Annotated in this window: 21 protein-coding genes and 1 tRNA gene; 12 read left to right on the top strand and 10 right to left on the bottom strand. The window is 71.7% G+C overall.

What is annotated here, in order from left to right; translation table 11 throughout:
- Positions 1 to 552: 552 nt before the first annotated feature.
- Positions 553 to 1,197 carry a dihydrofolate reductase family protein gene (locus ACTMTB_RS02665; protein ID WP_441142317.1) on the top strand — a complete coding sequence of 215 codons (645 nt, stop codon included), beginning with the start codon at positions 553 to 555 and terminating at the stop codon, positions 1,195 to 1,197.
- Between the two features lie 473 nt (positions 1,198 to 1,670).
- Here ACTMTB_RS02665 and ACTMTB_RS02660 read toward each other — a convergent pair whose 3' ends face one another.
- On the bottom strand, positions 1,671 to 2,885 hold the full coding sequence (locus ACTMTB_RS02660; RefSeq protein ID WP_441142316.1) for a PP2C family protein-serine/threonine phosphatase: 1,215 nt from the start codon (positions 2,883 to 2,885) through the stop codon (positions 1,671 to 1,673).
- Between the two features lie 243 nt (positions 2,886 to 3,128).
- Positions 3,129 to 3,212 (bottom strand) — tRNA-Tyr (locus ACTMTB_RS02655).
- A 148-nt stretch (positions 3,213 to 3,360) separates the two neighbouring features.
- Here ACTMTB_RS02655 and ACTMTB_RS02650 point away from each other — a divergent pair.
- The 9 genes from ACTMTB_RS02650 to ACTMTB_RS02610 all read left to right on the top strand — a co-directional run bounded on the left by ACTMTB_RS02650 (position 3,361) and on the right by ACTMTB_RS02610 (position 9,992).
- Positions 3,361 to 3,855: a YajQ family cyclic di-GMP-binding protein gene (locus ACTMTB_RS02650; protein WP_441142315.1), complete on the top strand. Its 495-nt coding sequence runs from the start codon at positions 3,361 to 3,363 to the stop codon at positions 3,853 to 3,855.
- Positions 3,856 to 4,031: 176 nt separating this feature from the next.
- The gene (locus ACTMTB_RS02645) at positions 4,032 to 4,388 is read left to right on the top strand and encodes a hypothetical protein (protein WP_441142314.1); all 357 of its coding nucleotides are present in this window, start codon (positions 4,032 to 4,034) and stop codon (positions 4,386 to 4,388) included.
- A complete protein-coding gene (locus tag ACTMTB_RS02640; RefSeq protein WP_441142313.1) occupies positions 4,385 to 4,834 on the top strand; it encodes a MerR family transcriptional regulator in 450 nt (149 codons plus the stop codon). The genes ACTMTB_RS02645 and ACTMTB_RS02640 overlap by 4 nt, the downstream gene beginning before the upstream one ends.
- Positions 4,818 to 5,126 carry a hypothetical protein gene (locus tag ACTMTB_RS02635; RefSeq protein ID WP_441142312.1) on the top strand — a complete coding sequence of 103 codons (309 nt, stop codon included), beginning with the start codon at positions 4,818 to 4,820 and terminating at the stop codon, positions 5,124 to 5,126. Before ACTMTB_RS02640 ends, ACTMTB_RS02635 begins: the two co-directional genes overlap by 17 nt.
- Positions 5,123 to 5,458, top strand: coding sequence for a YnfA family protein (locus ACTMTB_RS02630; RefSeq protein WP_441142311.1), 336 nt, complete (start codon positions 5,123 to 5,125; stop codon positions 5,456 to 5,458). The genes ACTMTB_RS02635 and ACTMTB_RS02630 overlap by 4 nt, the downstream gene beginning before the upstream one ends.
- A gap of 939 nt (positions 5,459 to 6,397) precedes the next feature.
- Positions 6,398 to 6,700 carry an FIMAH domain-containing protein gene (locus ACTMTB_RS02625; RefSeq protein ID WP_441142310.1) on the top strand — a complete coding sequence of 101 codons (303 nt, stop codon included), beginning with the start codon at positions 6,398 to 6,400 and terminating at the stop codon, positions 6,698 to 6,700.
- Between the two features lie 83 nt (positions 6,701 to 6,783).
- Positions 6,784 to 8,361 carry a protein kinase domain-containing protein gene (locus ACTMTB_RS02620; protein WP_441142309.1) on the top strand — a complete coding sequence of 526 codons (1,578 nt, stop codon included), beginning with the start codon at positions 6,784 to 6,786 and terminating at the stop codon, positions 8,359 to 8,361.
- A gap of 163 nt (positions 8,362 to 8,524) precedes the next feature.
- Positions 8,525 to 8,908 (top strand): hypothetical protein, encoded by a 384-nt coding sequence (locus tag ACTMTB_RS02615; RefSeq protein WP_441142308.1) that lies wholly within the window; start codon positions 8,525 to 8,527, stop codon positions 8,906 to 8,908.
- A 508-nt stretch (positions 8,909 to 9,416) separates the two neighbouring features.
- Entirely contained in the window at positions 9,417 to 9,992 is a 576-nt protein-coding gene (locus tag ACTMTB_RS02610) for a low temperature requirement protein A (RefSeq protein ID WP_441142618.1), read from the top strand.
- Between the two features lie 208 nt (positions 9,993 to 10,200).
- Here the strand turns inward: ACTMTB_RS02610 and ACTMTB_RS02605 are convergent, their stop codons facing one another.
- The 8 genes from ACTMTB_RS02605 to ACTMTB_RS02570 form a co-directional block, all read right to left on the bottom strand.
- Positions 10,201 to 11,460: an MFS transporter gene (locus ACTMTB_RS02605; protein WP_441142307.1), complete on the bottom strand. Its 1,260-nt coding sequence runs from the start codon at positions 11,458 to 11,460 to the stop codon at positions 10,201 to 10,203.
- 137 nt (positions 11,461 to 11,597) lie between these two features.
- Positions 11,598 to 12,476, bottom strand: a complete 879-nt coding sequence (gene htpX, locus ACTMTB_RS02600; RefSeq protein ID WP_358000201.1) for a zinc metalloprotease HtpX — start codon at positions 12,474 to 12,476, stop codon at positions 11,598 to 11,600.
- Positions 12,477 to 12,798: 322 nt separating this feature from the next.
- Positions 12,799 to 14,298: an NADH-quinone oxidoreductase subunit N gene (locus ACTMTB_RS02595; RefSeq protein ID WP_441142306.1), complete on the bottom strand. Its 1,500-nt coding sequence runs from the start codon at positions 14,296 to 14,298 to the stop codon at positions 12,799 to 12,801.
- Between the two features lie 157 nt (positions 14,299 to 14,455).
- Positions 14,456 to 15,958 (bottom strand): complex I subunit 4 family protein, encoded by a 1,503-nt coding sequence (locus ACTMTB_RS02590; RefSeq protein WP_441142305.1) that lies wholly within the window; start codon positions 15,956 to 15,958, stop codon positions 14,456 to 14,458.
- A 55-nt stretch (positions 15,959 to 16,013) separates the two neighbouring features.
- Positions 16,014 to 17,945, bottom strand: coding sequence for an NADH-quinone oxidoreductase subunit 5 family protein (locus ACTMTB_RS02585; protein ID WP_441142304.1), 1,932 nt, complete (start codon positions 17,943 to 17,945; stop codon positions 16,014 to 16,016).
- Entirely contained in the window at positions 17,942 to 18,340 is a 399-nt protein-coding gene (gene nuoK, locus ACTMTB_RS02580; protein WP_441142303.1) for an NADH-quinone oxidoreductase subunit NuoK, read from the bottom strand. Before nuoK ends, ACTMTB_RS02585 begins: the two co-directional genes overlap by 4 nt.
- Entirely contained in the window at positions 18,337 to 18,858 is a 522-nt protein-coding gene (locus tag ACTMTB_RS02575) for an NADH-quinone oxidoreductase subunit J family protein (protein WP_441142302.1), read from the bottom strand. Before ACTMTB_RS02575 ends, nuoK begins: the two co-directional genes overlap by 4 nt.
- Entirely contained in the window at positions 18,858 to 19,448 is a 591-nt protein-coding gene (locus ACTMTB_RS02570; RefSeq protein WP_280836989.1) for a NuoI/complex I 23 kDa subunit family protein, read from the bottom strand. Before ACTMTB_RS02570 ends, ACTMTB_RS02575 begins: the two co-directional genes overlap by 1 nt.
- A 104-nt stretch (positions 19,449 to 19,552) precedes the next feature.
- Between ACTMTB_RS02570 and ACTMTB_RS02565 the strand changes: the two genes are divergently transcribed.
- The gene (locus tag ACTMTB_RS02565; protein ID WP_441142301.1) at positions 19,553 to 20,125 is read left to right on the top strand and encodes a Uma2 family endonuclease; all 573 of its coding nucleotides are present in this window, start codon (positions 19,553 to 19,555) and stop codon (positions 20,123 to 20,125) included.
- Between the two features lie 86 nt (positions 20,126 to 20,211).
- Entirely contained in the window at positions 20,212 to 22,731 is a 2,520-nt protein-coding gene (locus ACTMTB_RS02560) for a carboxypeptidase-like regulatory domain-containing protein (protein WP_441142300.1), read from the top strand.
- Positions 22,732 to 22,777: the final 46 nt, after the last annotated feature.

Below are 22,777 nucleotides of genomic sequence, written 5' to 3'. Positions count from 1 at the left end.
GGTGGCCGCGGTCCGGCGCCGGCGGGGCTGACACGCGCCCAGTCTCACACCGGCCCGGCGACCCGAAACGCGATTTCGCGCTCGGGTCCGGCCCGGACCTGCTCACTGACCTCTGTCATGGAGAGTGCGCCGGTCACGGTGGCGGTCGTCACCAGCCGCACCGAGGCGGAACTGGCCGTCGGCCTGTTGCGCAGCCACGGCCTGCGGCCGACGCGACGGCCATCAACACCGCAGAGATCGCACCCACCGAAGCGGCTCGACAGATCCGAGAGCGGTTGGTACCACAGCCGTAGATCCCGCCGGTGACTTGCGGTGACGCTGGGCGCAGGGCAGCCACCCAGTTCGGACGCGGCTGTGATCTATCGTGAGTGGGGAGTGCCGGTGCGGCGTCCCGGGCGTCGCAAGGACGCTGACTGCGGGACGGGGTGGTGACCGATGCACCGGGCGTGGCGGTGGACAAGTACGAAACTTGGTGCCGTCGCAGCGATGAGTCTGCCGGTGCCCACAGGTCTACCTCCCGACCGAGACAACCAAACTCATCGGGAGTAAGGCATGGGCCTCATCCACATCGAGCTGTTCGCAACCCTCGACCTCGTCGGGCAGGCGCCCGGCGGCCCCGACGAGGACCCGGTGGGGTTCCCGTTCGGCGGCTGGCAGGCGCCCCTGCTGGACGAGGTCGCCGGGGCGCAGGTCGGTGCCGCGTACGAGGGCACGGACGCCCTCCTGCTCGGCCGGCGGACGTATGACATCTTCGCCGCCTACTGGCCGCACCAGGAGGGCGGCGAGGACAACGAGATCGCCACGCTCTTCAACAGCGTCCCGAAGTACGTGGCCTCCCGCGGCAGGCCCGACCTCTCGTGGGCCGGGTCCACGCAACTCGGCCCGGATCTGGCCGGCGCGGTGCGCGAGGTCCGTGACCGGCACAAGCACGTGAAGGTCGTCGGAAGCCTGAACCTGGTGCAGACCCTCCTGCGCGAGAAGCTCTTCGACCGTCTCGACCTCTGGGTGCACCCGATCGTGCTCGGCGTCGGGAAGAAGGTGTTCGACGGTGGCGCGGTGCCCACGAACCTCACACTCCTCGAACCGCCGGTAGCCAATCCGAAGGGCACCGTGTACCTGCGCTACGGGCTCGCCGATGGCACGCCCGGGACGGGGGACATGAGCGCACCCGATCGCGGTGCCGGACGCGACGACTGAAGCCGACCCGCGCCAGGTGGGTCCGTGTCGTCGGCGGTGAACCCGCCAGGTCGGCATTCCGTCACGCCCACCAGCGGCATATGTTGCCGCGTATGGGACCAGGGGAGGCACCAGCTTTGCCGGGTCGCCGGGCGGCGGCGGCGATCCGTTGGTTCAATCATCGCGCCATTGGCCTTGGGTAGTTCTCTCGCTCGTAGCCGTGCTGTGTACCGGGATTGTGGCTGTGCCGGTGTCGTGGGCTGCGCTTCGGCAGGCCGAGGCGGAGCGGGACTTGTGAACTTCCGCCGGGGCGGGGTGCAGGTTTCGGGCGGGTCGACGAGGACCAGGTCCAGGCCGTCGGAGGCCGACCGTGAGCGCAACGACGACCACTGGTGACGACGTCTGCCGAGGTGACACGGCGTGGTCGGCCCGAAGACCAGGCCGGCCGGGGTCCCTTACCTGTAGTTGGTGAACCGCAGGCTCGCGCAGGCGTTCTAGTTGGTCAGCCGGCGGATGGCCAACAAAGCGATGTCGTCATCCGGGTGCTCCGCGTCGAGGGTCGCCATGACGGTCTGACACACGGTCTCGACGGGAGCCAACGGAACGGCGGCCATCAGACGAGCCATACCGGCATCGAGCAGTTCGCCCCGGCGTTCGACGAGCCCGTCGGTGTAGAAGACGAGGACCGCGCCGGGTGGAAAGTCGAGGCTGGTCGTGCGCCGCTGCGGCTGCCGGGGGCCGATGCCCAGCGGAGGGTCGATGTGCGCGGGAAGCATTGTGGTCGACTCACCGGGAACGGCCAGGACCGGCCGGGGGTGTCCGGCCAGGGAGACGTGCACGGTGGAGGCATCCGGAGAGATCATCGCGTACAACGCGGTGGTCAGGCTGCCGGCCTCGAAATGAGCCACCTTTCGATCGAGAAGGGTCAGCGCCTCTGCGGGGTCATCGCAGACCAGGGCGTACGCGCGAAGCGCACTGCGGACGCGTCCCATCACCACCGCAGACTGCAACCCATGACCCGACACATCACCCATGACCACGCCCAGCCAACCGGAGGGAAGGGTGAACACGTCGTACCAGTCACCGCCGACGCCAGAGGCGTGACCCGGCACGTACCGGCCGGCCATCTCAAGGCCGGGCACCTCGGGCAGTTCGGTGGGGATCAGGCTACGTTGCAGAGCCAGGGCGGTTGCCTGATCCAGCGTGTTCGCGCGAGCCCGGCTGGCCAGGCTGACCCGATCGGCGACCAGTTCCAGCAGGCGGACGTCGTCGGGGGTGAACCGGCGCGGCGTAAGGGTGCCGACGTGCAGAACGCCGACAAGTTCGGCACGAGCGATGATCGGTACGCCCAGCAGGGACTGGACACCGGTTTGCAGCAGGATCGGGTTCACCACGTTGTCCGAGGTGACCTGCTCGATGATCACTGGCTGCTGGGTCAGGGCGATTCGGCCGGCGAACCCTCGACCGACCGAGATGCGGAAGCCCTGGCGGACCTCCTCCTCCAGCCCCTTTGCCGCAGTTGCCACCAACTGCCGGGCGGGTACATCGAGCAGGAGGATGGCGGCCGTGTCAACCTGCATTAGGTCGCGGACTCGGTCGAGTAGCTCGTCGAAGAGGTCGGCGGCATCGAGTCGAGACAGGGCCGCATCAGTCACGGCCTCAATGCGGCGTAACCGCTGCTCATCTCTCCGGCTCTCCGCGCGAACCACCCCCGGATCGTAGTTGTACCTCCGCCACTTCTGGCCCAAGCGAGACGAAGCCCTTGGTGAGCGAAGCCACGTCAAGCTGCCACTGAGCCATTACGCTCTCCCCTGGCCGCAGCTTCGCCGGTATAGCTCCCCCCGATACGCCCCCGGACTGTGATCGACGGCGGGCGACGGCTGGACTCAGCGGGACCGAACGAGATTGGCCCCCGACCCGCATTTCTGCTGGTCAGGGGCCTTTGTCGCACCTGGTGGCGGGTAGAGGATTCGAACCTCTGAAGCTTTCGCGACGGATTTACAGTCCGCTCCCATTGGCCGCTCGGGCAACCCGCCAGGGCGTACCACCGCACTCGCGCGCGGCAGCGACGCCAAGGATAGCGGTTGCCCCCGGGGCCGCCGCAACCGGGTACGGTCAGGGGGTCGTGCCGCTGGTCAGCGGGCGACGGTACGTGACAGACCGCCGGACAGCAGGAGCATGAGCATGGCAGCGAACCCGTCGTTCGACATCGTGAGCAAGGTCGATCGCCAGGAGGTCGACAACGCCCTCCGTCAGGCGGAGAAGGAGCTCGCGCAGCGGTTCGACTTCCGCGGCACCGGCGCGGAGATCTCCTGGTCGGGCGAGGAGGCGATCAGCCTCCAGGCGGAGACCGAGGAGCGGGTCAGCGCCGCGCTGGACGTCTTCAAGGAGAAGCTGGTCAAGCGGAACATCTCGCTGAAGTCGCTGGATGCCGGCGAACCGCGCTCCTCGGGCAAGGTCTTCAAGATCGACTGCAAGGTGATCCAGGGCATCGACTCGGACAAGGCCAAGGCGATCAGCAAGAAGATTCGCGACGAGGGCCCGAAGGGCGTCCAGGCCCAGATCCAGGGTGACCAGCTGCGCGTCACCGGCAAGAAGAAGGACGACCTGCAGGCCGTCATCGCGCTGCTCAAGGGCGAGGACTTCGGCGTGGCCCTGCAGTTCACCAACTACCGGTAAGGCCCTCTCTGCGCGCAGGTCACCGTCTGGACCACGTCGCGCTACCTGCGCAACCGTCGTCGCCAATGGCCATCTTTGGTGGGCTTGTCCGACCTCTGACGGCCTGGCGACGGCCTGGATCCCTCCACCGACCGGGGCTTGCATCCGGTACCTAGGTACAGGCTTACCGTCGGAGTATGAGCGATCGACATGTCACCACGGATGACTCCTGGGCGCCGGATGCGTGCACCCTGCCGACGTACGAACGGCCGCTGCGGCTCGCCGAGTTCGATCAGTTCTTCCGCGATGCGGTCCAGGGTGTCGACCGGCTGTCGGCACAGCATCTGCGATTGCAGCTCGACGGCGCGGAGCAGGTGGAGGAGACTGCGCGGGATCTGACGGACCGTGAATCGTCCTGCTGTTCGTTCTTCGCTTTCGACATCATGCGACCCAGCCCGGACTCGCTGAGCCTGGACGTCCGGGTACCGGCGGCACACGTCGACGTCCTCGATGCCCTCGCCGAACGGGCGACGTCTGTCCGGGGCCAGAAATGACCGGATCGGGGCTACGCAGCGGCCAGCTGGCCGACGCGGCCGGCGTCAACTTGCAGACGCTGCGCTACTACGAGCGCCGGGGACTACTTGCCTCTCCCCAGCGGTCGCCGGGCGGGCATCGGCTCTACCCGTCCGACACGGTCACCCTGCTGCGGGTCATCAAGACCGCACAGCGCCTCGGCTTCACCCTCAACGAGGTCGCCGACCTGCTCGACGCGGGCCGACATCAGCACAGCGGCCGACCCGACGCCGGACTCCAGGCACGGGCAAAGGACAAGCTCGTCGAGGTGGAACGGAGGTTGGCAGACCTGACCGTCATCCGCGACACCCTGCGCGCCGCCATCTCGGCCGGCTGCGACGACCTGGTCGCCTGTGCCAGCAGCTCCTGCTGCCCCCTGCCCTTTGCGGAACTCGGCGAAAGGAACGACCGTGCCGACACCTGCTGACCGGCTGCGCCGCCTCCTCCCCTCCAGCATGACCGGACTCGCAGGAGCCGCCTGCGCCGCCTGCTGCATCCTGCCGCCGCTGCTGGCAGCCGGGGTTCTCGGCGGTGCCGGCTGGGCCGCGGTCAACCGTTTCCTGCCCGGCGTCGCCGTCGCCCTGGCCGTGCTCGCCGGCCTGTCCTGGTGGTGGGCCACCAAACGCCGCCACACCACCGGCTGCGCCGGCGGCAACTGCTCCTGCGGCCAACCCGACCAGCACGACCGCCAGGTGGTCACGCTACGGTCCGACGCGTGACGGTTGCCCGCTCAATCCTGCTGTTCCTACTCGCAGCGCTCGCCGAAATCGGCGGCGCCTGGCTGGTGTGGCAGGGCTGGCGGGAAAACCGCGGGCTGCTCCGGATAGCGGCCGGAGTCATCGCGCTCGGGCTCTACGGCTTCGTCGCCACCTTCCAACCCGACCCGAATTTCGGCCGCATCCTCGCCGCCTACGGCGGAATCTTTGTCGCCGGCTCCCTCGCCTGGGGCATGGTCGTCGACAGGTTCCGCCCCGACCGCTACGACGTCATCGGTGCAGCCATCTGCCTCACCGGCGTGGCCGTCATCATGTACACCCCGCGTGCCAGCTAGCTCCTCCGCTGCTGTTCCGATTCCTCGCTGGTGAGAACTCCGCGCCCCGTCCGGCTGTGTCCGCCCGCGTCCTCGCCCTCGGAGTGTTCGCGTCACCGATGCTGCCGACGGCCACCCGCGCCAGGTGCAGCGGCAACGACTCAGGTGTAACGCCCGTCCCGTCTGCCACGCCGATGGGAAGGGCGGTGTAGGCGCGGCGCGGCGGCGGAGCGTAGAGGTGTTCAGCGTCAGCGACGCGCCCAGACCAGCCTCGGACGCCCGCCCGGTACGCCCTAGGGAGTTGTGTCATGGCCCAGTCAGCACACCGCACGTCGTCCGCTCGGTGGCCCCACGTCAACGTTTCCAATGCCACGCCCTCGACCTCTCACGGATGGAACTCGCCGACTCGCCCTGTCCCCGTTCTGTCGAGGCGCTCGGATCCGTGGTGGTCGTATGCCATGTTTGGGGGAATCATCCTTGTGGTCGGATCCATTGCTCTCGGCGTGGTGCTGTTGAGCCGATGAAGCGACACACTTCTCTCTCCAGAAGAGTCCATCTGGACTGCCGTGAGCTGGCCCAGCACCAGTCCCCCGACGGGTGCGACACACCGTTGAACCTCGTCGCCTGGATGGCCGCGGGGGCTCTGGCGTGACTTCCGACTTTCCTGCCACCCCTACCGCTCCCGGTCCGGACTCGGCGACCCGCACGATGCCGATGGTGCGGAGAGGCGGACACCGGCGGGCCGAGACCGACGCGACGCGGTGGTTCATGTGGGCGGCTGTGGCTGGTGCTCTGGTCGCGGTGCTCCTTGCGGCCATGGTGGTGACGTTCACGGGCGGCGATCCTGAACCGTCCGCAGCCGGGCCGGGGGTCCCTGTGGCCAGCGGGGACGTTGCACCGGAGGCTGCTGACGCGGCGATGGCCGAGGAGCCGTCAGAGTCTCCGTCAGCCTCACCAACGGTGAAGCCGTCCCCCCGCCCAAGCCTGAACGCCACCCAGCTCATCGCGGGGCTGCGCACCACTATCGTGGGGCTCGCTGAGAACGGGCAGTTGACTCCGAAGGCCGCTGAGGAGCTGACAAAGCGACTGCGGGAAGCCGCCGAGAAGCAAGCTGCCGGGGAGGAGGACAAGGCCCGGGAAAAGCTAGCGGAGTTCGGCGAAAAAGTCGCCGAACTGCGGAAGGAAAACAAGATCTCCGAGGCCGGTTACCAGACTCTCGCCGCTGGGCTGGCACAACTCGTGCGAGTCCTGCCCAGCCGCTGATCCGTCCTGCTGGTCGAGCCGGCGCCGCACGGACACGTCGGGTCACTGTTTCGTCCGGTGCCCGCCTGGGCACCGCTACCGTCATGGAGAGCGGGCATCTGCTCAACGGCCGGTACCGGCTGGTGGACCGCCTGGGCGCGGGCGGCATGTCGGTCGTCTGGCGGGCCCACGACGAGGTGCTCGGACGAGACGTCGCGGTCAAGATGCTCTCGCCGGAGCTGGCCGCCGACCCGCAACTACTGCAGCGTGTCCGGCTGGAAGCTCGTTCGGCGGCGCGGTTGCGCCACCCGAACATCGTGGAGGTCTACGACTACGGCGAGGCGGCCGACGGCGCCGGGCGCCGGCTGCCCTATGTCGTCATGGAGGTCGTTGAAGGCCGCTCGCTGGCACAACTGCTGACCGGCGGTGCGCTGCCGTGGCGACTGGCTGTGCTGATCTGCGCCCAGGTCGCCGCCGCGCTGGCGGCGGCCCATGACCGCGGCGTCGTTCATCGTGATGTCAAACCCGGCAACGTGATGGTGACCGCGGCAGGGGCCAAGTTGGTGGACTTCGGGCTCTCGGCCGCTTCCGGCGACGCGGATGGTTCGGCCGGCCCGCTGCTCGGTACACCGGCGTACCTAGCTCCCGAACGGCTGCAGAAAGGGTTGGTGCAGCCGGCGACGGACGTGTATGCGCTGGGTCTGTTGCTCTATCGGGCACTGGCCGGGACTCTGCCGTGGCACGCCTCCAGCACCACCCAGATGCTGGTCGCGCACCGGTATCAGGAGCCAGCCGCCTTGCCGCCCATCGAGGAACTCCCGCCCGAGGTGACGGAGTTGTGTCGGCGGTGCCTTGGCAAGGAGCCAGCCCAGCGGCCAAACGCGGCCGAGGTTGCCATGGTCCTCAGCGACGTTGCTGGGCTCTCGGCCGCCACGCTCGTGCTGCCCCAACAGGAGGCCACGGCCAAGGCAGGTCCGACGAAGGTCGCTGTACCGGGCCGAGCGACCGGCGGTGCCGGCAACCTAACCAAGATCGCGGTTGGGCTGCTGGCACCAGGCCCGTACGAGCAGCTTCTAGCCCGCTGGCGACAACTGTTGCCGAGCAGACGTCGCCAGGTCGCGGCCACTGGCGCCGCCGCCCTGCTGTTCCCGGGCGTATTCGCTGCCGCTTGGCTGAATCACACAGCAGGTCAGGGAGAGGATGAGGCCCTGGTTGGCACGCCCAGCGCCGTCGCCGGAATGGGCGAGCGTAAACCAGAGTGCAGTGTCCAGTACACCGTCCGGCGGGCCGTCAACGGCCGTTTCTCCAGCACTGTCAGCATCTCCAACACCGGAACCACGGCCATCAACACCTGGCGGCTGACCTTCGACCTTCCAGGCGAGCAGCGGCTTCTGCGCGGCTCTCCAGGTGCATGGAAACAGAAGGGCCGTTCGGTGGAGGTGCGGGGCGATGCACTGCCTGCGAAGAAGTCCGTCACCGCTCGCGTGGACGGGACTTACCAAGGGGTGAACTCCCTTCCCACCACCTTCACGATCAACGGGACCGTCTGCCGGTCGAATTTCTCCGTCGCCGGCCAGACCATCCGGCCCGTCCCGCCCCCAGGTGAGGGTAAGAACGACGAGAAGAAGGGCGAGGAAAAGAAGGACGAGGAAAAGGAAGACGAGGAGAAGGACGACCACTAGATCCTCCGCAGTGGCCGTCCCACCGTGCGGCCTGACGACCGCCTGGACGTGAGCCGCGTCGACGGCGTGCGGAACCGCTCTGCCGCCGGCTTCGCCAGGGCGTAGTCTGCCCGCCCACGCAGAGCCATGTAACACGCACCCGGGCTCGTCACGCCTCCAGGAGGTGGAGTCAAGCCTCAGTGAATGGCGCGACGTGCCTGATCTTTCCGACAGGAACTGCACGCCCCGTGGCCGGATCTGCCGCTGCCTGCCCGGGGAACCGGATCTGGATGACGGCAGCAGCCTGCTGCCGGAGCGGCACGAAGAGGGTTGGACTGTTGTCGTCATCGTGAGCGGACTCGCTACGGAGACAGACCGTGGCGTGCGGCACGTGAATATCAGCGTGACGGCCGGCATCCCCACGCAGGACAGTGGCGACGTCCAAGGAACGAGCGAGCCAACCTCATCGACCGGCGGTGAACCGGACATCGTTCTTGACTATCGCGATCCACACGGACCCCTGATCCGCTACCTGGCACCCCACCTGTCGCCGGACGGCCAACGGTAGGCGCTGGCGCTCCCACTCGAACCCGACTGTCGCTGCGCTCGCCGCGGGCGCAGGTCTCGTCTGCCCGCTTGGCTGCTTTCGCGGGACCTGCCCAGCCATGGAACGTGCGATGATCGGTGGGTGACTCGCCGGTTCGCCGCTTGGCTCGGCATGGCGGTCGTGCTACTCGCTGGCTGTTCTGAGCCGGAGTACCTATTGCCCGACCGCGGCACCGCTGCTGTCCAGGTTGAGGAAAAGCGGCTCGCCTCGCTCTTGCCTGGCAAGTTGCTCAGCGGTCCGGGTACATGCAACGTCCGACTGCTTGGACGGGACGGTTCCTCGTCGTTTGCCTGGGCGCTGTGCGAAGGCGCACCGGAGCCGGGGGTTACCTCGGGTGTCTCCTTGCCGGTGCGGGTAGATGGTGACCAGGTGAGCCGACCCTTGGACGGGAGCGAGTACGCCGCGAGCGTCAAGCGAATGTTCCCGGCGGACCTGGCAGAAGCCGTTCTCGACTCTCCCGGCAGGATGCATCCATGAGCTGAGGCTTGGCCATGCCGTTCAAGCGGCGCCTGTCCGCGGGGGAGATATCCGTTCGCTATGGCAGCGGCTTTCGCGGCTGATCGGAGCGCGGCGTTCGTGGTGTCGTTCGTCATCACGGTGCTGTTCTGGCGGATCTACATCTACCGCGCCCGGGAACTGTTGGCCGAGGCTGTCGCAGCGGCCCCGGACCCGACCCGCGTCGCCTTCTCGGCGACATACTCCCAGCCGATCATGGTGGCCGGCGGTCGTCGTCACCTCCGTCGGCGTCGAACTCGTCATCGCCCATCCACTCGGACACCCGCAGCCGGCCTGGGTCGCCGTCATCCTCGGCGGACCCGTGCTGTTCCTGGCCGGGCGCGCCGGCTTCGAGTACGCGGTATTCAGCCGCGTGTCCCTGGATCGGCCGATCGGCGTGCTCGTGCTGGCCGTCCTGGCACCGGCGATGCTGTTCGTGTCGCCGCTGCTGGCCGCCCTCGCCGCGACCGCGGTCCTGGCCGGGGTCGCCATCGCCGACGCGGCCCGCGCGAAAGGACGCCCACTCGAGCCACCGTCACCACCTGGCTAGCACCTCAACGCCGGGTTGTTCAGCGAGAGAAGATCAACAACAGCACCACGGTCAGGATCGCGCTGATCAACAGGGAGCCGAGGCACCCCACCCGGTTCGAGAAGAAGAGAAACATTCCGACGCTGTACCCCGATCAGGGGAATGCAGGCCGTCGCGGCCGTTCCTCAGGGGGAACGGCCGCGACGCCGCTTCCGGCCATGGGGGCCAGTCAGACCAGGCTCGGTTGCTCCGCGCGTACCGCTGTCGCCTCGGCCCGGGCGATCGGCCCGGCGGGCATCGCGGCCACCGCGGCCCCGACGGCCACCGCGGCCCCGGCGAAGAGGAACGCCCACGGCACGCCGCCGGCGTGGTCGACGATCAGCCCGGCCACCGCGCCGCCGGCGGCGCTCGCCGCGACCGACATGGTCACCACCCAGGTGTACGCCTCGTTCAGCATGCCGGGCGGGGCGATCCGCCCGACCAGGGTGTTCTCCAGGGTGAGCGCCGGCGCGATGGTGGCGCCACCGACCACCAGCGCGACACCCAGCGCCGCCGGGCCGGGCATCACCGCGAAGACGGCGAAGCTGGCGGCCACCGCGCCGAGGAGCCAGGCGAACTGGCGGGTCATGTTCGCCGACGGCTTGCGTACGCCGAACCAGAAACCCCCGGCGGCGCTGCCGACGCCCCAGACGGCGAGCAGGATGCCGGCGAGGCTCTCCGGGTCGGCGGTGGGCTGGTCACCGGCGAAGGCCGGCACGATCACCCCGGCCGCGCCGAACGCGATGCCGAGGCTGGCGACGCAGACCAGCAGCGCGGGGAAGCCGCCCACCCGCAGTGGGCCGAGACCCCGGGCGTGGTGCTCGCGCGGGTGCGGCTGCCAGCCGCGCATCACCCGCCCCAGCGCCACGGCCGCCGTGCCGACCAGGGTGACCAGGGCGGCGCCGACCAGCGCGGCAGCAGCGTCGGCGACGAGCACGAAGCCGGCCACCAGCAGCGGGCCGAGCACGAAGACGACCTCGAAGAGCGAGGTCTCGGCGGCCAGCGCCGTGTTGCGCAGGTGGTACCGCCCGGAGTTCGGGCCGGTGAGGTCGTTCCAGGCACCCCGGATCGCGGCGGTCAGCGGCGGGTAGGTCGCACCGGCGATCCCCGCGGCCAGGTAGATCAGGCCGAGGCCGCCGGCCTCCGCGCGGCTCGCCCAGAGCAGGCCGAAGAGCGCCAGCGGGTGGGCGACGGCGGTGGCCAGCAGCACCCGGGTGGGACCGATCCGGTCGGCGATCCGGCCGGCGACGGGGCTGAGCGCGGCGCCGGAGAGGGCGTAGACGCCTCCGGCGACCGCGGCGAGCGAGTATCGCCCGGTCACCTGCTCCACCACCAGCAGCAGCGCCAGTGGCGTCATGCCGATCCCGAGCCGGCCGATGATGCCGAAGACCAGCAGCATCGGCGCGCCGGGGATCCGCCAGACGCCCAGGTACTGGCGCAGTGCGGCCACGGTCGACCTCCAGAGGTGTAATGGGTGAGAGACGTTTCGACCCTAACGCCGGTCTCGCCGCGAGGGAAACGGTTAGTGCCCGCGGACACGACCGCGCCCGCGGCCGGCGAACCGGACGCGGGCGCGGGTGTCGTCCGTCAGCGCTGGAACTGCACCGGGCCGCTGTTGGCGGCCAACTGCTCCAGTCGGGCGACCCGCTCCTCCATCCGGGGGTGGGTGGAGAAGAGCGCGGCGATGCCGCCGCCCCGCTTGAACGGGTTGTCGATCATCAGGTGGGCGGTGCTGGTCAGCTGACCCTGCGCGGGCAGCGGACGCTTCTGGGTACCCATGTGGATCTTCTTGAGGGCGCTGGCCAGGGCCAGCGGGTCCCGGGTGAGCTGGGCGCCGGAGGCGTCCGCCTGGAACTCCCGGCTCCGGCTGATCGCCAGCTGGATCACGGTGGCCGCGATCGGGCCGAGGATCAGGGTGAGCAGCAGCACGACCGGGTTCGGGGCGTCCTCGTCGTCGCCACCGCCCAGCGGGATGAACCAGGCGATGTTGGCCAGCGCGGTGATGATGCCGGCCAGGCCGGCCGCCACGCTGGAGATGAGGATGTCCCGGTTGTAGACGTGCGACAGCTCGTGGCCGATCACCCCGCGCAGCTCCCGGTAGTCCAGGATCTCGGTGATCCCCTGCGTGACGCAGACCGCCGCGTGGGCCGGGTTACGCCCGGTCGCGAACGCGTTGGGCTGCGAGGTCGGGCTGACGTACAGGCGGGGCATCGGCTGCCGCGCCTCGGTGGCCAGCTCACGGACCATCCGGTACAGCTCGGGGAATTCGGCCTCGCTGACCGGTTGCGCCCGCATCGAGCGCAGCGCCAGCTTGTCGGAGAAGAAGTAGGACACACCGTTCATCAGCAACGAGACGACGACGGCGATGACGAGGCCGCCGCTGCCGCCGAACCAGTAGCCGACCGCGAGGATCAGCGAGGTCAACAGGCCGAGCAGCGCTGCGGTCTTCAGACGGTTGTGATGCACGATCACTCCTTCGGTGCGCGGGCCACGCGGGACCCGCTGACCGGTCCAACGTCACCGGTACCCGTCAACCATCCTGCTCATGACTGTGAGTTGGCTGGAGGTCGCTGTGGGCGCGCTGGGAGCGCGACCTCGCGCGCTTTGCGGCGTGTCGCGGCATCTCTCGGCCGGACACCGCGACTCGCCGCAAACCGCTCGGCAGGGGTGACGAGGGCGCGAGGAGTCGAAACTGTGCGGGCGGTGGCGGAAGGGGGCGGCGAGGTCGCGACGGGTGTGGCCGGGGGGGCGAAAGGAGGCGGGGAGGCCTGGTAGGCAGGGGAAGGGATCAGCGAGCGGCGAGGTCGAGGACGAGCTGCGGGGCGCAGCCGACCACCACGGCCAGCGCGGTGGCCAGGGCCAGCGCGGTGGTGACCGTCCAGGCCACCCGGCCGCCGGCAGCCGGCGCCCCGCCTTCCTCGCCGGAACGGACGTCCCGGGCGTCGCCGGCGTACAGGGTGGCGGCGAGGCGCAGGTAGTAGGCCAGCCCGATCACCGCGTTGACCGCCACCACCAGAGCCAGCCAGCCGGCACCACCGGTCAGCAGCGACCGGACCACGGTGACCTTGGCGAAGAGACCGGCCAGCCCCGGCGGCAGGCCGGCCAGGCCGATCAGTGCCAGCGCGAGGGCCGCCGCCACCCACGGCTGCCGGCGGGCCGATCCGCGCAGGTCGTCGACCGTGCCGCCGTCCGCGCCGGCCGGGCGCAACGCCACCAACGCCGCGAAGGCCGCCAGCTCCAGCAGCACGAAGAAGACCGCGTACGCGACCGCGGCGGCGTACGCCTCCGCCCGCGCCTCGTCGGTGCGCCCGGCGGCCAGCGCCAACGCGCCCAGCGGGGCCAGGATGTAGCCGGCCTGGGCCACCGACGACCAGGCGAGCAGTCGGACCGTACGCCGCTGGCGCAGCGCCACCAGGTTGCCGACCGTCATGGTCAGCACGGCGAGCAGGGCGAGCACCGGGCCGGTGACGTCGGCCGGCAGCGCGCGCTGCACCACGGCGAGCAGGGCCACCACCCCGCCGAGCTTGGAGGCGGTGGAGAGGTACGCGGCCACCGGCAGCGGCGCGCCGTCGTAGGTGGCCGGCGCCCAGGCGTGGAACGGCACCGCCGCCACCTTGAACGCCAGGCCGAGTACCACGAGCGCGACGGCGGCGGTGGCCAGCGGCAGGTCGAGCAGCTCCGGGCGGTCGTTGAGGATGGCGCCCAGCCGGTCCAGGTGCAGCCCGCCGGTGACCGCGTAGAGCAGCGCCGCGCCGAGCAGGGTCAGGGTGGTCGCGACCACGCTGACCACGAAGAAGGTGACCGCCGCCTCGGCGCTGGCCAGGCTGCCCCGGCGCAGGCCGACCAGCACGTACAGCGGCAGGGTGAGGGTTTCCAGCGCGACGATCAGGGTGATCAGGTCGCCGGCGGCGCCGAGCACCACGCCACCGGTCATCGAGCAGGCGAGCAGGAAGCAGAACTCCCCCGGCGGCGTCGGCCCGCCGCGCAGCAGCGGCCCGGAGAGCCCGAGCACCCCGAGGGTGAGCAGTGCGAAGACGGCGGCGACCAGGGCCGCCCGGCCGTCCAGGACCCAGGAGCAGTCGGCGCCGACGCAGAAGGTCCGCCGGGTCTCCCCCGCGCCGACCAGCACAGCGCCGGCGGCGGTGGCGACGGCGCCCGCGGCGGCCACGGCCACCGTCGCGCCGCGCCGGGCCACCAGCAGGTCGGCCAGGAGCACGAGTACGGCGGTGCCGGCGGCCAGGTACGCCGGCAGCAGCGCCACGTTGTCCACGCTCTGCACGAGACTCATGCCGCCCACTCCCGCCGCGCGGCCACCCGGCCGCCTCCGCCCGCGACCCTCACGCCGCACGTCCGACGCTCGCCGGTCCACTTCCGCCCACGACCGCGCGGTCCCGCCGTGCCGTGCGTACCCGCCGCGCCGCCGTCGACCGGGGCGGTCCGCGCGGTCACCGGAGCACTCCCACCAGGGCGTCGACCGGGCCGGTGGCGAGGCCGAGCACCAGCGTGGGCGCCAGGCCGACCGCGAGGGCGAGCAGCACCAGGGGCGCCCAGGCGGTCAGCTCGGCCCCGGCCAGCCCGGGCGCGAGCCGGCCCACCGCCGGGCTGGGCCGCCCGTGGGTGACCTGCCGCAGCAGCCGCAGGAAGTACGCGGCGGTGAGCGCCCCGCCCACCGCGGCCAGCACGGCCAGCGTGGTCCAGAGCGGCCCGCCCCGCCGGACGGCGGCGAACACGGCGAACGCCTCACCCCAGAAGCCGGCCAGCCCGGGCAGGCCGAGCGAGGCCACCGCGGCGAAGCCGAGCAGCCCGGCGAGCCGGGGCGCGGTCTCCCGCAGCCCGGACAGCTCGGCGAGCGCGCCGGTGTGCGTACGGTCCTTGACCGCCCCGGCAAGGAAGAAGAGCAGGCCGGTGATCACCCCGTGCGCGATGTTGCCGATCAGGGCCGCCTGGATGCCGGTGGCGGTCAGCGTGGCCACCCCGAGCAGCACGAACCCCATGTGACCGACGCTGGAGTACGCGATCAGCCGCTTCAGCTCGTCCTGCGCGAGGCAGACCAGCGATCCGATCAGGATCGCCGCGACGGCCAGCACGCCGAGCACCGGGGCGGCCCAGCGGGCGCCCTCGGGGGCGACCCCGACCGCGACCCGGATCAGGCCGTACGTGCCCATCTTGAGCAGCACCCCGGCGAGGATCACGCTGCCGACGGTCGGCGCCTGGGTGTGCGCGTCGGGCAGCCAGGAGTGCAGCGGCCAGAGCGGGGCCTTCACCGCGAAGGCGAGCCCCAGCAGGGTGAACGCCGCCAGCTGGGTGCCCCGGGACAGCCCGGCCCCACCGGTGAGCGCGACGATGTCGGCGGTGCCGGCGGCGGCGACCACCACGTAGACGCCGACCAGCAGCAGCACCGAGCCGAGGAGCGTGTAGAGGGCGAACTTGCGCGCCGCCCGGCGCCGGTCCGCGCCGCCCCAGCCCGCGATGATCGCGTACATGGGGAGCAGGACGACCTCGAAGAACGCGAAGAAGAGCACCAGGTCGAGGGCGAGGAAGGTGCCGAGGATGCCCACCTCGACCACCAGCAGCAGCGCCACCAGCGCCCGCCCGCTTCCGCCGGCCGGCACCCGCCAGAGGGTGTAGCCGCAGCAGAGCAGGGTGAGCAGGGCGGTGAGCACCACCAGCGGCCAGGAGATCCCGTCCACCCCGAGGTGGAAGCGCAGGTCCAGGCCGGGCACCCAGGGCAGGTCGAGCTGGTGCCACGGCTGCACCGCCGGCGCCGGGCCGTAGCCGAACCAGCCGTGGTCGCCGAACACCAGCAGCACCGCGCCGACCAGGGTCAACGCGGCCACCGCCGTGCCGACCAGCCGGGCCACCCGCTCCCCGGGCGTCACCGCCACCAGACCCGCCCCGACCGCCGGCAGGGCCAGCACCGCGACCAGCAGGAACTCTCCGAGACTCACGGGGCCACCTCGGTTCGCGACTGCGGGGCTCGCAACACCGGCTCACTCCTCGCGCTCACGGCAGTCCTCCGATCAGGACGGTGGCCAACCCGATCAGCAGCGCGCCGGCCAGCACCGCCGCCGCCGCGCGGGGCAGCGCCGCCCGGTGCAGCGCGGCCAGGCCACCGCCGAGGCCGGACGCGCCCCGGCCGCTCCCCTCGACCAGGCCGTCCACCCCCACCTCGTCACCGGTACGCGCGAGGCGGGCGAGCGCCCTCGCCGGGCGTACGACGAGGGCATGCTGGACGTCGTCGAGCCGGAACGCCCGGGCGAAGACCGGCCGCAGCGGGCCCAGCGCGCGGGCCGGATCGGCGGCCGGGTCCCGGCGCCAGCCGGCCCAGGCCAACCCGGCCCCGAGCAGCAGCAACGCGGTCGGCAGCAGCAGCGCCGGCCCGACGTGGACGAGCAGCGCCTCCCCCGGCGCCAGCGTCGGCACGGTCGGGACGAGCAGCCGGTCGGCGATCGACTGGACGAAGCCGACCAGCCCGAGCAGCGCGGCCGGGACCGCGAGCAGCAGCACCGGCCAGCGCATCGCGGCCGGCGGGTCGTGCGGGCGCAGCAGCGGCATCCGGGGCTCACCGTGGAACGTGCGCAGCAGCAGCCGGGTGGCGTACCAGGCGGTGATCACGACGCCGAGCAGCCCGGCCAGCCAGACCAGCCAGCCGACCCAGGCCGGTGCGGGGCCGGTGCCGTCCAGGGCGGCGGCCTCGGCGACGGCGAGCACGCCGTCCTTGCTCCAGAAGCCCGACAGCGGCGGCACCCCGGCCAGCGCGCCGAGCCCGATCAGCGTGCACCAGAAGGTCAGCGGCATGTCCCGGCGCAGGCCGCCCATCCGGGACATCAGTGTGGTGCCGACGGCGTGGATCACCGCACCGGCGGCGAGGAAGAGCAGCGCCTTGAAGGCGGCGTGGGTGAGCAGGTGGAACAGCGCGGCGGCCGGCGCGCCGACGGCGAGCGCCCCGGTCATGTAGCCGATCTGGGAGACCGTCGACCAGGCGAGCACCCGCTTGAGGTCGTCCTGGGCGGTCGCCGCGAGGGCACCGAGCAGCAGGGTGATCGAGGCCATCACCCCGAGCACGGCCAGCGCGGTCGGGGTGGCCTCGAACAGGGGGTAGAGCCGGGCCACCGCGTACACGCCGGCGGCGACCATGGTGGCCGCGTGGATCAGCGCGGAGATCGGGGTCGGGCCGGCCATCGCGTCCGGCAGCCAGGTGTGCAGCGGGAACTGCGCGCTCTTTCCGGCCACCCCGGCCAGCAGCAGCAGGCAGGCGGCGGTGAGGGTGCCGGTGGCGTGGTCGTGGGCGAGCACGTCGGCGATCCGGAAACTGCCCGCCGAGACGCCGAGCAGCGCGATGCCGAGCAGGAAGCCGACGTCGCCCACCCGGGTGACCAGGAACGCCTTCATCGCGGCGGCCGGCGCCTCGGGCAGCCGCCGGTCGTGGGCGATCAGCAGGTAGGAGCAGAGGCCCATCACCTCCCAGCCGACCAGCAGCATGACCAGGTCACCGGCGACCACCACCAGCAGCATCGCGGCGGTGAAGAGGCTGATCTGGGCCGCGTACGGCGGGTAGCGGTGGTCGACCTCGACGTCGTCGTGCGGGCCCCGCTTCAGGTAGGCGGTGGAGTAGACCTGCACGGCCAGCGCGACCGCCGCGACGGCCACCGCGACCAGGGCAGCGGTGCCGTCCAGCCGCACCCCGAGGGTGACCCGCAGCCCGCCCAGGTCGATCCAGGTCGCGGAGGTCTCGACCGGGTCGCCGACCCGGGCAAGCAGGAGCAGCGCGATCAGCAGCGCCCCGGCCGCGCCGGCCACCCCGAGGCCGATCGCGACCCGCCGGGCCCGATCCTCCCCGGTGGCCGCGCCGCGCGGCGACGGTGGCAGCAGCAGCCCGATCAGGCCGGCCACCAGGGGTACGGCCGGCAACGCGGCCCCGAGCAGCCCGGTCACCGGTCCCCCTCCGGCCGGTCGGCGGGCCCGCCCGACAGCCGCTCGACGCCGGCTCCCGCAGCGAGCCGCTCGGCCGGCACGAGCGCCGGAGCCTCGGTCAGCGGCACCTCGTCCACGGCGACGCTGGCCCGCAGCCGGTAGAGCTGGAGCACGATCGCCAGGCCCACGCCGATCTCGGCGGCGGCCAGCACGATCACGAAGAGCGCGAAGACCTGCCCGCCGTGCGGCAGGGCGGCCTTCGCCGTGGTGTCGGCGGTGACCAGGATCAGGTTGACGGCGTTGAGCATCAGCTCGACCGCCATCAGCACCAGCACCGCGTTGCGGCGGCGCAGCACGCCGTAGACGCCGAGGCCGAACAGCAGCGCGGCGGTGACGTACGGGATGACGGGTCTCACCGGCGGCCGCCCTCGCCGGGGCGGCGGCCGATGTCGGGGCGGGAGAGCACGATCGCGCCGACCAGGGCGGCGAGCAGCAGCACCGAGAGCACCTCGAACGGCAGCACCCAGGAGCGGAAGACCTGCTCACCCAGGCGCTCGGCGGTGCCCGCCGCCGGCAGTTCGACCCGGGTCCAGCGGAACGCGTCGACCAGCAGCACGGCCAGCCCCAGCCCGCTGCCCGCACCGATCAGCGCGGCCGGCCAGCCGGGGCGGTCCAGGTCGTCGGAGGCGCCGATCGGGGCGCGGGTCAGCATCACCGCGAACAGCAGCAGCACCACCACCGCGCCCACGTAGATCAGCACCTGCACCCAGGCCACCAGCTCGGCGGTGAGCACCAGGTAGTCACCGGCCAGCGCGCCCAGGCAGACCACCAGGTAGAGGCCGGCCCGCACCAGGTGCTTGGTGCCCACCACCAGCACGCCCGCCCCGACCGCCACCGCGCCGAGGGCGAGCAGCAGCACGTCCGCACCGGTCATCAGGGCGTACCCCCGTCGGCGGCGGGGCCGGACTCGGGGCGTACCACGGTGGGGCGGGCGGCGGAGCTGGTCGGGGCCGCGGCCTTGCGCGCGGCGGTGGCCTCCTCCTTGGCCGGCTCACCGTTGTGGTCGTGGGCGGGCGGCGGCGGGACCGTCCCCATCCACTGGCCGAGGTGGTCCTTGTCGTGCAGCAGGTCCTTGATGTCGTACTCGGCGTACTCGAACTCCGGCGACCAGTAGAGCGCGTCGAACGGGCAGACCTCGACACAGATCCCGCAGTACATGCAGAGCGAGAAGTCGATGTCGAACTTGTCGAGCACGTTGCGCTGGCGGGGGCGGGCGGCCCCGGCCACCACCACCTCCTCCTTGTGGGAGTCGATGTAGATGCACCAGTCGGGGCACTCCCGGGCGCAGAGCATGCAGACCGTGCAGTTCTCCGCCAGCAACGCGATCACACCCCGGGAGCGGGGCGGCAGCTCGGGGGCGACGTCCGGGTACTGCTGGGTGGTCGACCGGCTGGTCATCGTCTTCAGCGTGACCGCCAGCCCCTTCACCAGGCCCTCGCCGGGAATGCCGCTGCGCTCGCTCATGACGCTCATCCTGCCCTGTGCCCCCGGCGCGCGCGACCACCACCCGTCTGTTGACGGCGGTACCGTGACGGTGGGGAGAACGACGCACCGGGAAGGACCCGTCGATGACCGCCGCGCTGCACGACGACTACCCGCCGCCGGGCGAGTGGACCACCGACGACCTCGACGCCCTGCCGGACGACGGCCGCCGCCACGAGCTCCTGGACGGAACCCTGCTCATGTCGCCCTCCCCCACGCGACTCCACCAGTCCATCGCGCTGCTGCTCGGGGCAGCCCTGCAAGAGAGCTGCCCCGCCGACCTCGACGTGACCCAGGCCGTCGAGGTACGGCTCTCCCGGACCCGCGCGTTCATCCCCGACCTGCTCGTCACCCAGCTCGACGCCGCCGAGCGAAACCCGTCGCACTACCGCCCGCACGAGGTGCTGCTGGTGGTGGAGATCGTCTCCGAGGGCTCCCGGAGCGTGGACCGGGTCCTGAAGCCCGCCCTGTACGCCGAGGCGGACATCCCCTACTTCTGGCGGATCGAGACCGCCGACGGGATCGTCGTGCACGCGTACAAGCTGGACCCGGTGAAGCGGGTCTACGTCGAGCAGGCCCGGATGACCGACGGCATCCTGCTGCCCGAGCCGTGGGAGATCGACGTGCCGCTGGCGCGGATCACCCCCCGCCGCGCGTGACCTGATCCGGGGCTCCGCGCGGGGACGTCGCCGACGTTGTTGATCATCTATGCTGCTCCGGCCGACGTAGAAGGGGCCACGGCCGGATGAAGAAGACCACGACCCGGGTGACGGCGGCGCTGGCCGTCGTCACCATGGTGCTGTTCGGAGCGACGGCCGCCCAGGCCGAGCCCGGTGCCACGATCACCGGAAGGGTGACCGACCGGGCGACCGGTGCGCCCCTCGCCGGCGCCTGCGTCTCGCTGATGTCGACGGCGGAACGGGCGCTGGCGACGCGCTGCACCGACACCACCGGCACCTACACCTTCACCGGGGTCACCGGGCAGTCCTTCTGGGGCGTGCACATCCGGGCCCGGGCGACCGGCCGGCCCGACGTCTGGTGGCCGAGCGCGCCGGACTACTACAACGGCGAGCGGCTGCACGTGGATCCGGGTACGACCGGCCGGGCCGACTTCAGCATGGTCACCGAGGTGGGCGGCTTCCAGGGCCGGATCACCCACCCGGACGGCAGCCCCGCGTACGCCAGCGAGGTCACCGCCGTCGCCGTCGACGGCGACTGGCGGGCGCGGGCCCTGACCGACAACGAGGGCCGGTACCGGCTGGTCAACCTGCCGGTCGGCGCGTACCGGCTGGGCGTGGGGCCCGAGGGCTGGGTTCCCCAGCAGTGGGTGCCGGGCAAGGCGAGCCAGGGCGACGGGACCGTCTTCACGGTCACCGCCGGCAGCGCCACCACGGTCGACGAACGGTACGTCTCGGTCGCGCCGCCGACGCGCATCGGCAACGGCACGATCACCGGCCTGGTCACCGCCCGGGCCACCGGGGAGCCGGTCGCCGGCGCCTGCGTGACCGCCGTCAACGCGGACCTCGGCGGGGAGGTCGGCCGGTCGTGCACCGACGCGACCGGCCGTTACCGGATCGAGCGCCTGTGGTACCAGTACCGCTACCGGCTGCGGGTCCAGGCCGAGGGCTTCCCGGAGCAGTGGGCCAAGGACGCCAACGACTTCGACAACGCGACCCTCTATTCGACCTCGGGCGAGGAGGTCACCACGGTCGACGTCGCGCTGCGGGTCGGTGGCGGCACGATCCGCGGCCGGGTCACGCCGGAGGAGGGCGGCACCATGCCCTGGTCGCTGTCCGTGGTGGCCAGGGCGGTCGACGACTCCTGGCGCGGCAGCGTGATGGCCGTCGACGGCGAGTACCGGCTCGACCGGGTGCCGCCCGGTGACTACCGGGTCTACTTCTACGCCGCCGGCCGGACGCGCCAGTTCCACCCGGGCGTCGCCACCGCGGAGGAGGCGGCCATCGTCCACGTCGCCGAGGGCGGGACGACCGTCGTCGACGAGCGACTCGTGCCCGCCGGCTCGGTCGAGATCGACCTGGTGAACAAGAGCACCCGCGGCCCGGTCAGCGGCTGCGTCGAACTGGTCGAGTCGGTCGAGAGGGCCTGCACCCCGAGCGGCTCCAACCGGGTCACCTTCCCGGTGGTCTGGGCCACCACCCAGCGGGCGGAGACCGCGCGGGTGACGCCGGGCCCGGGGTACTGGCAGCGCTCGGTCGGCGGCATCCAGGTGGCGTCGGGCAAGGCCACCCGGCTCACCCTGGAGTTGGAGCCCGCGGCCACGGTGCGGACCAGCGTGGTCGACGGCGCGGGCAACAAGGTCGCCGGGGTCTGCGTCAAGCCGGTCTCCGGCCACCCGGTCCCCACCACCCCGCTCCGCCAGGAGAACCAGGACCGCCGGTACTGCTCGGACGCCTCGGGCGCGGTGACCCTCGGCCCGCTGCCCGCCGGCCCGACGCAGCTCTTCGTGCAGTCGACCAAGCCGTGGGGCGCCCAGTGGTACGCCACCACCGGCGGCACCGGCGACCGGCGTACCGCCACCACCCTGAACCTCGTGGCCGGCACGGTGACCAGCACCGCACCGATCCGCCTCGACCGGGCCGGCTCCATCACCGGAACCGTCAACGGCGCGGACGGTAAGTTCGTCGAGGGCTGCGTGCAGGCCGGCGCCGACCAGCCCGACCTGGTTGGCGGCGCGGCCAAGGGGTGCACGGTGTTCACCAACCCGTACGAGGGTCGGTTCACCATCACCGGGCTCGGCCCGTACCGGTGGCCGTTGCAGTACACCGGGCAGTGGATCGGCGACGACAAGCCCTTCGCGCTGGCCTGGTCCGGCAACGCCACCAACCGGTACCTCGCCAACCCGGTGCAGGTGAAAGCGGACGCGACCGTGACCGCCCCGCCGGTCACCCTGCCCTACGACGGCACCATCCGGCAGTTCGACGTGGGCGCCGGCGCCGGCACGACCTGGTCGGTCGAGGCGTACCACCCGAGCACCGGAGACCTGGTGGCGGTCTACCGCCGGCCGTACGACGAGGCGATGGTCGGCCTGCCGGCCGGTCCGCTGCTGCTGCGCCACGTCCCGAGCAGCGGCAAGCCGTGCTGGTACGTGGCCGGCGGCGCGACCGGGGGCGCCGGGAGCAATACCCGGCCGACCGTCGTGACCCTCGCCGCGCGGCAGGTCATCGACAGCATCCGCCTGGTGCCGGGCAGCACCTGCCTGGCCGTCCCGGTCGCGACCCGGGAAGGCCCGTCGAAGCCGGGCTGAGCCCCGGCGCGTCCGCGGCCCGTGCCGGCGTCCCCCGCGAAGGGCG

Origin of the sequence: Micromonospora sp. L32, from assembly GCF_052068055.1 — a bacterium.
In the GTDB taxonomy this organism is placed as follows: domain Bacteria; phylum Actinomycetota; class Actinomycetes; order Mycobacteriales; family Micromonosporaceae; genus Micromonospora; species Micromonospora purpureochromogenes.
Note: the sequence above shows the minus strand (reverse complement) of the source record. Positions and strands in the feature narration are given on the sequence as shown.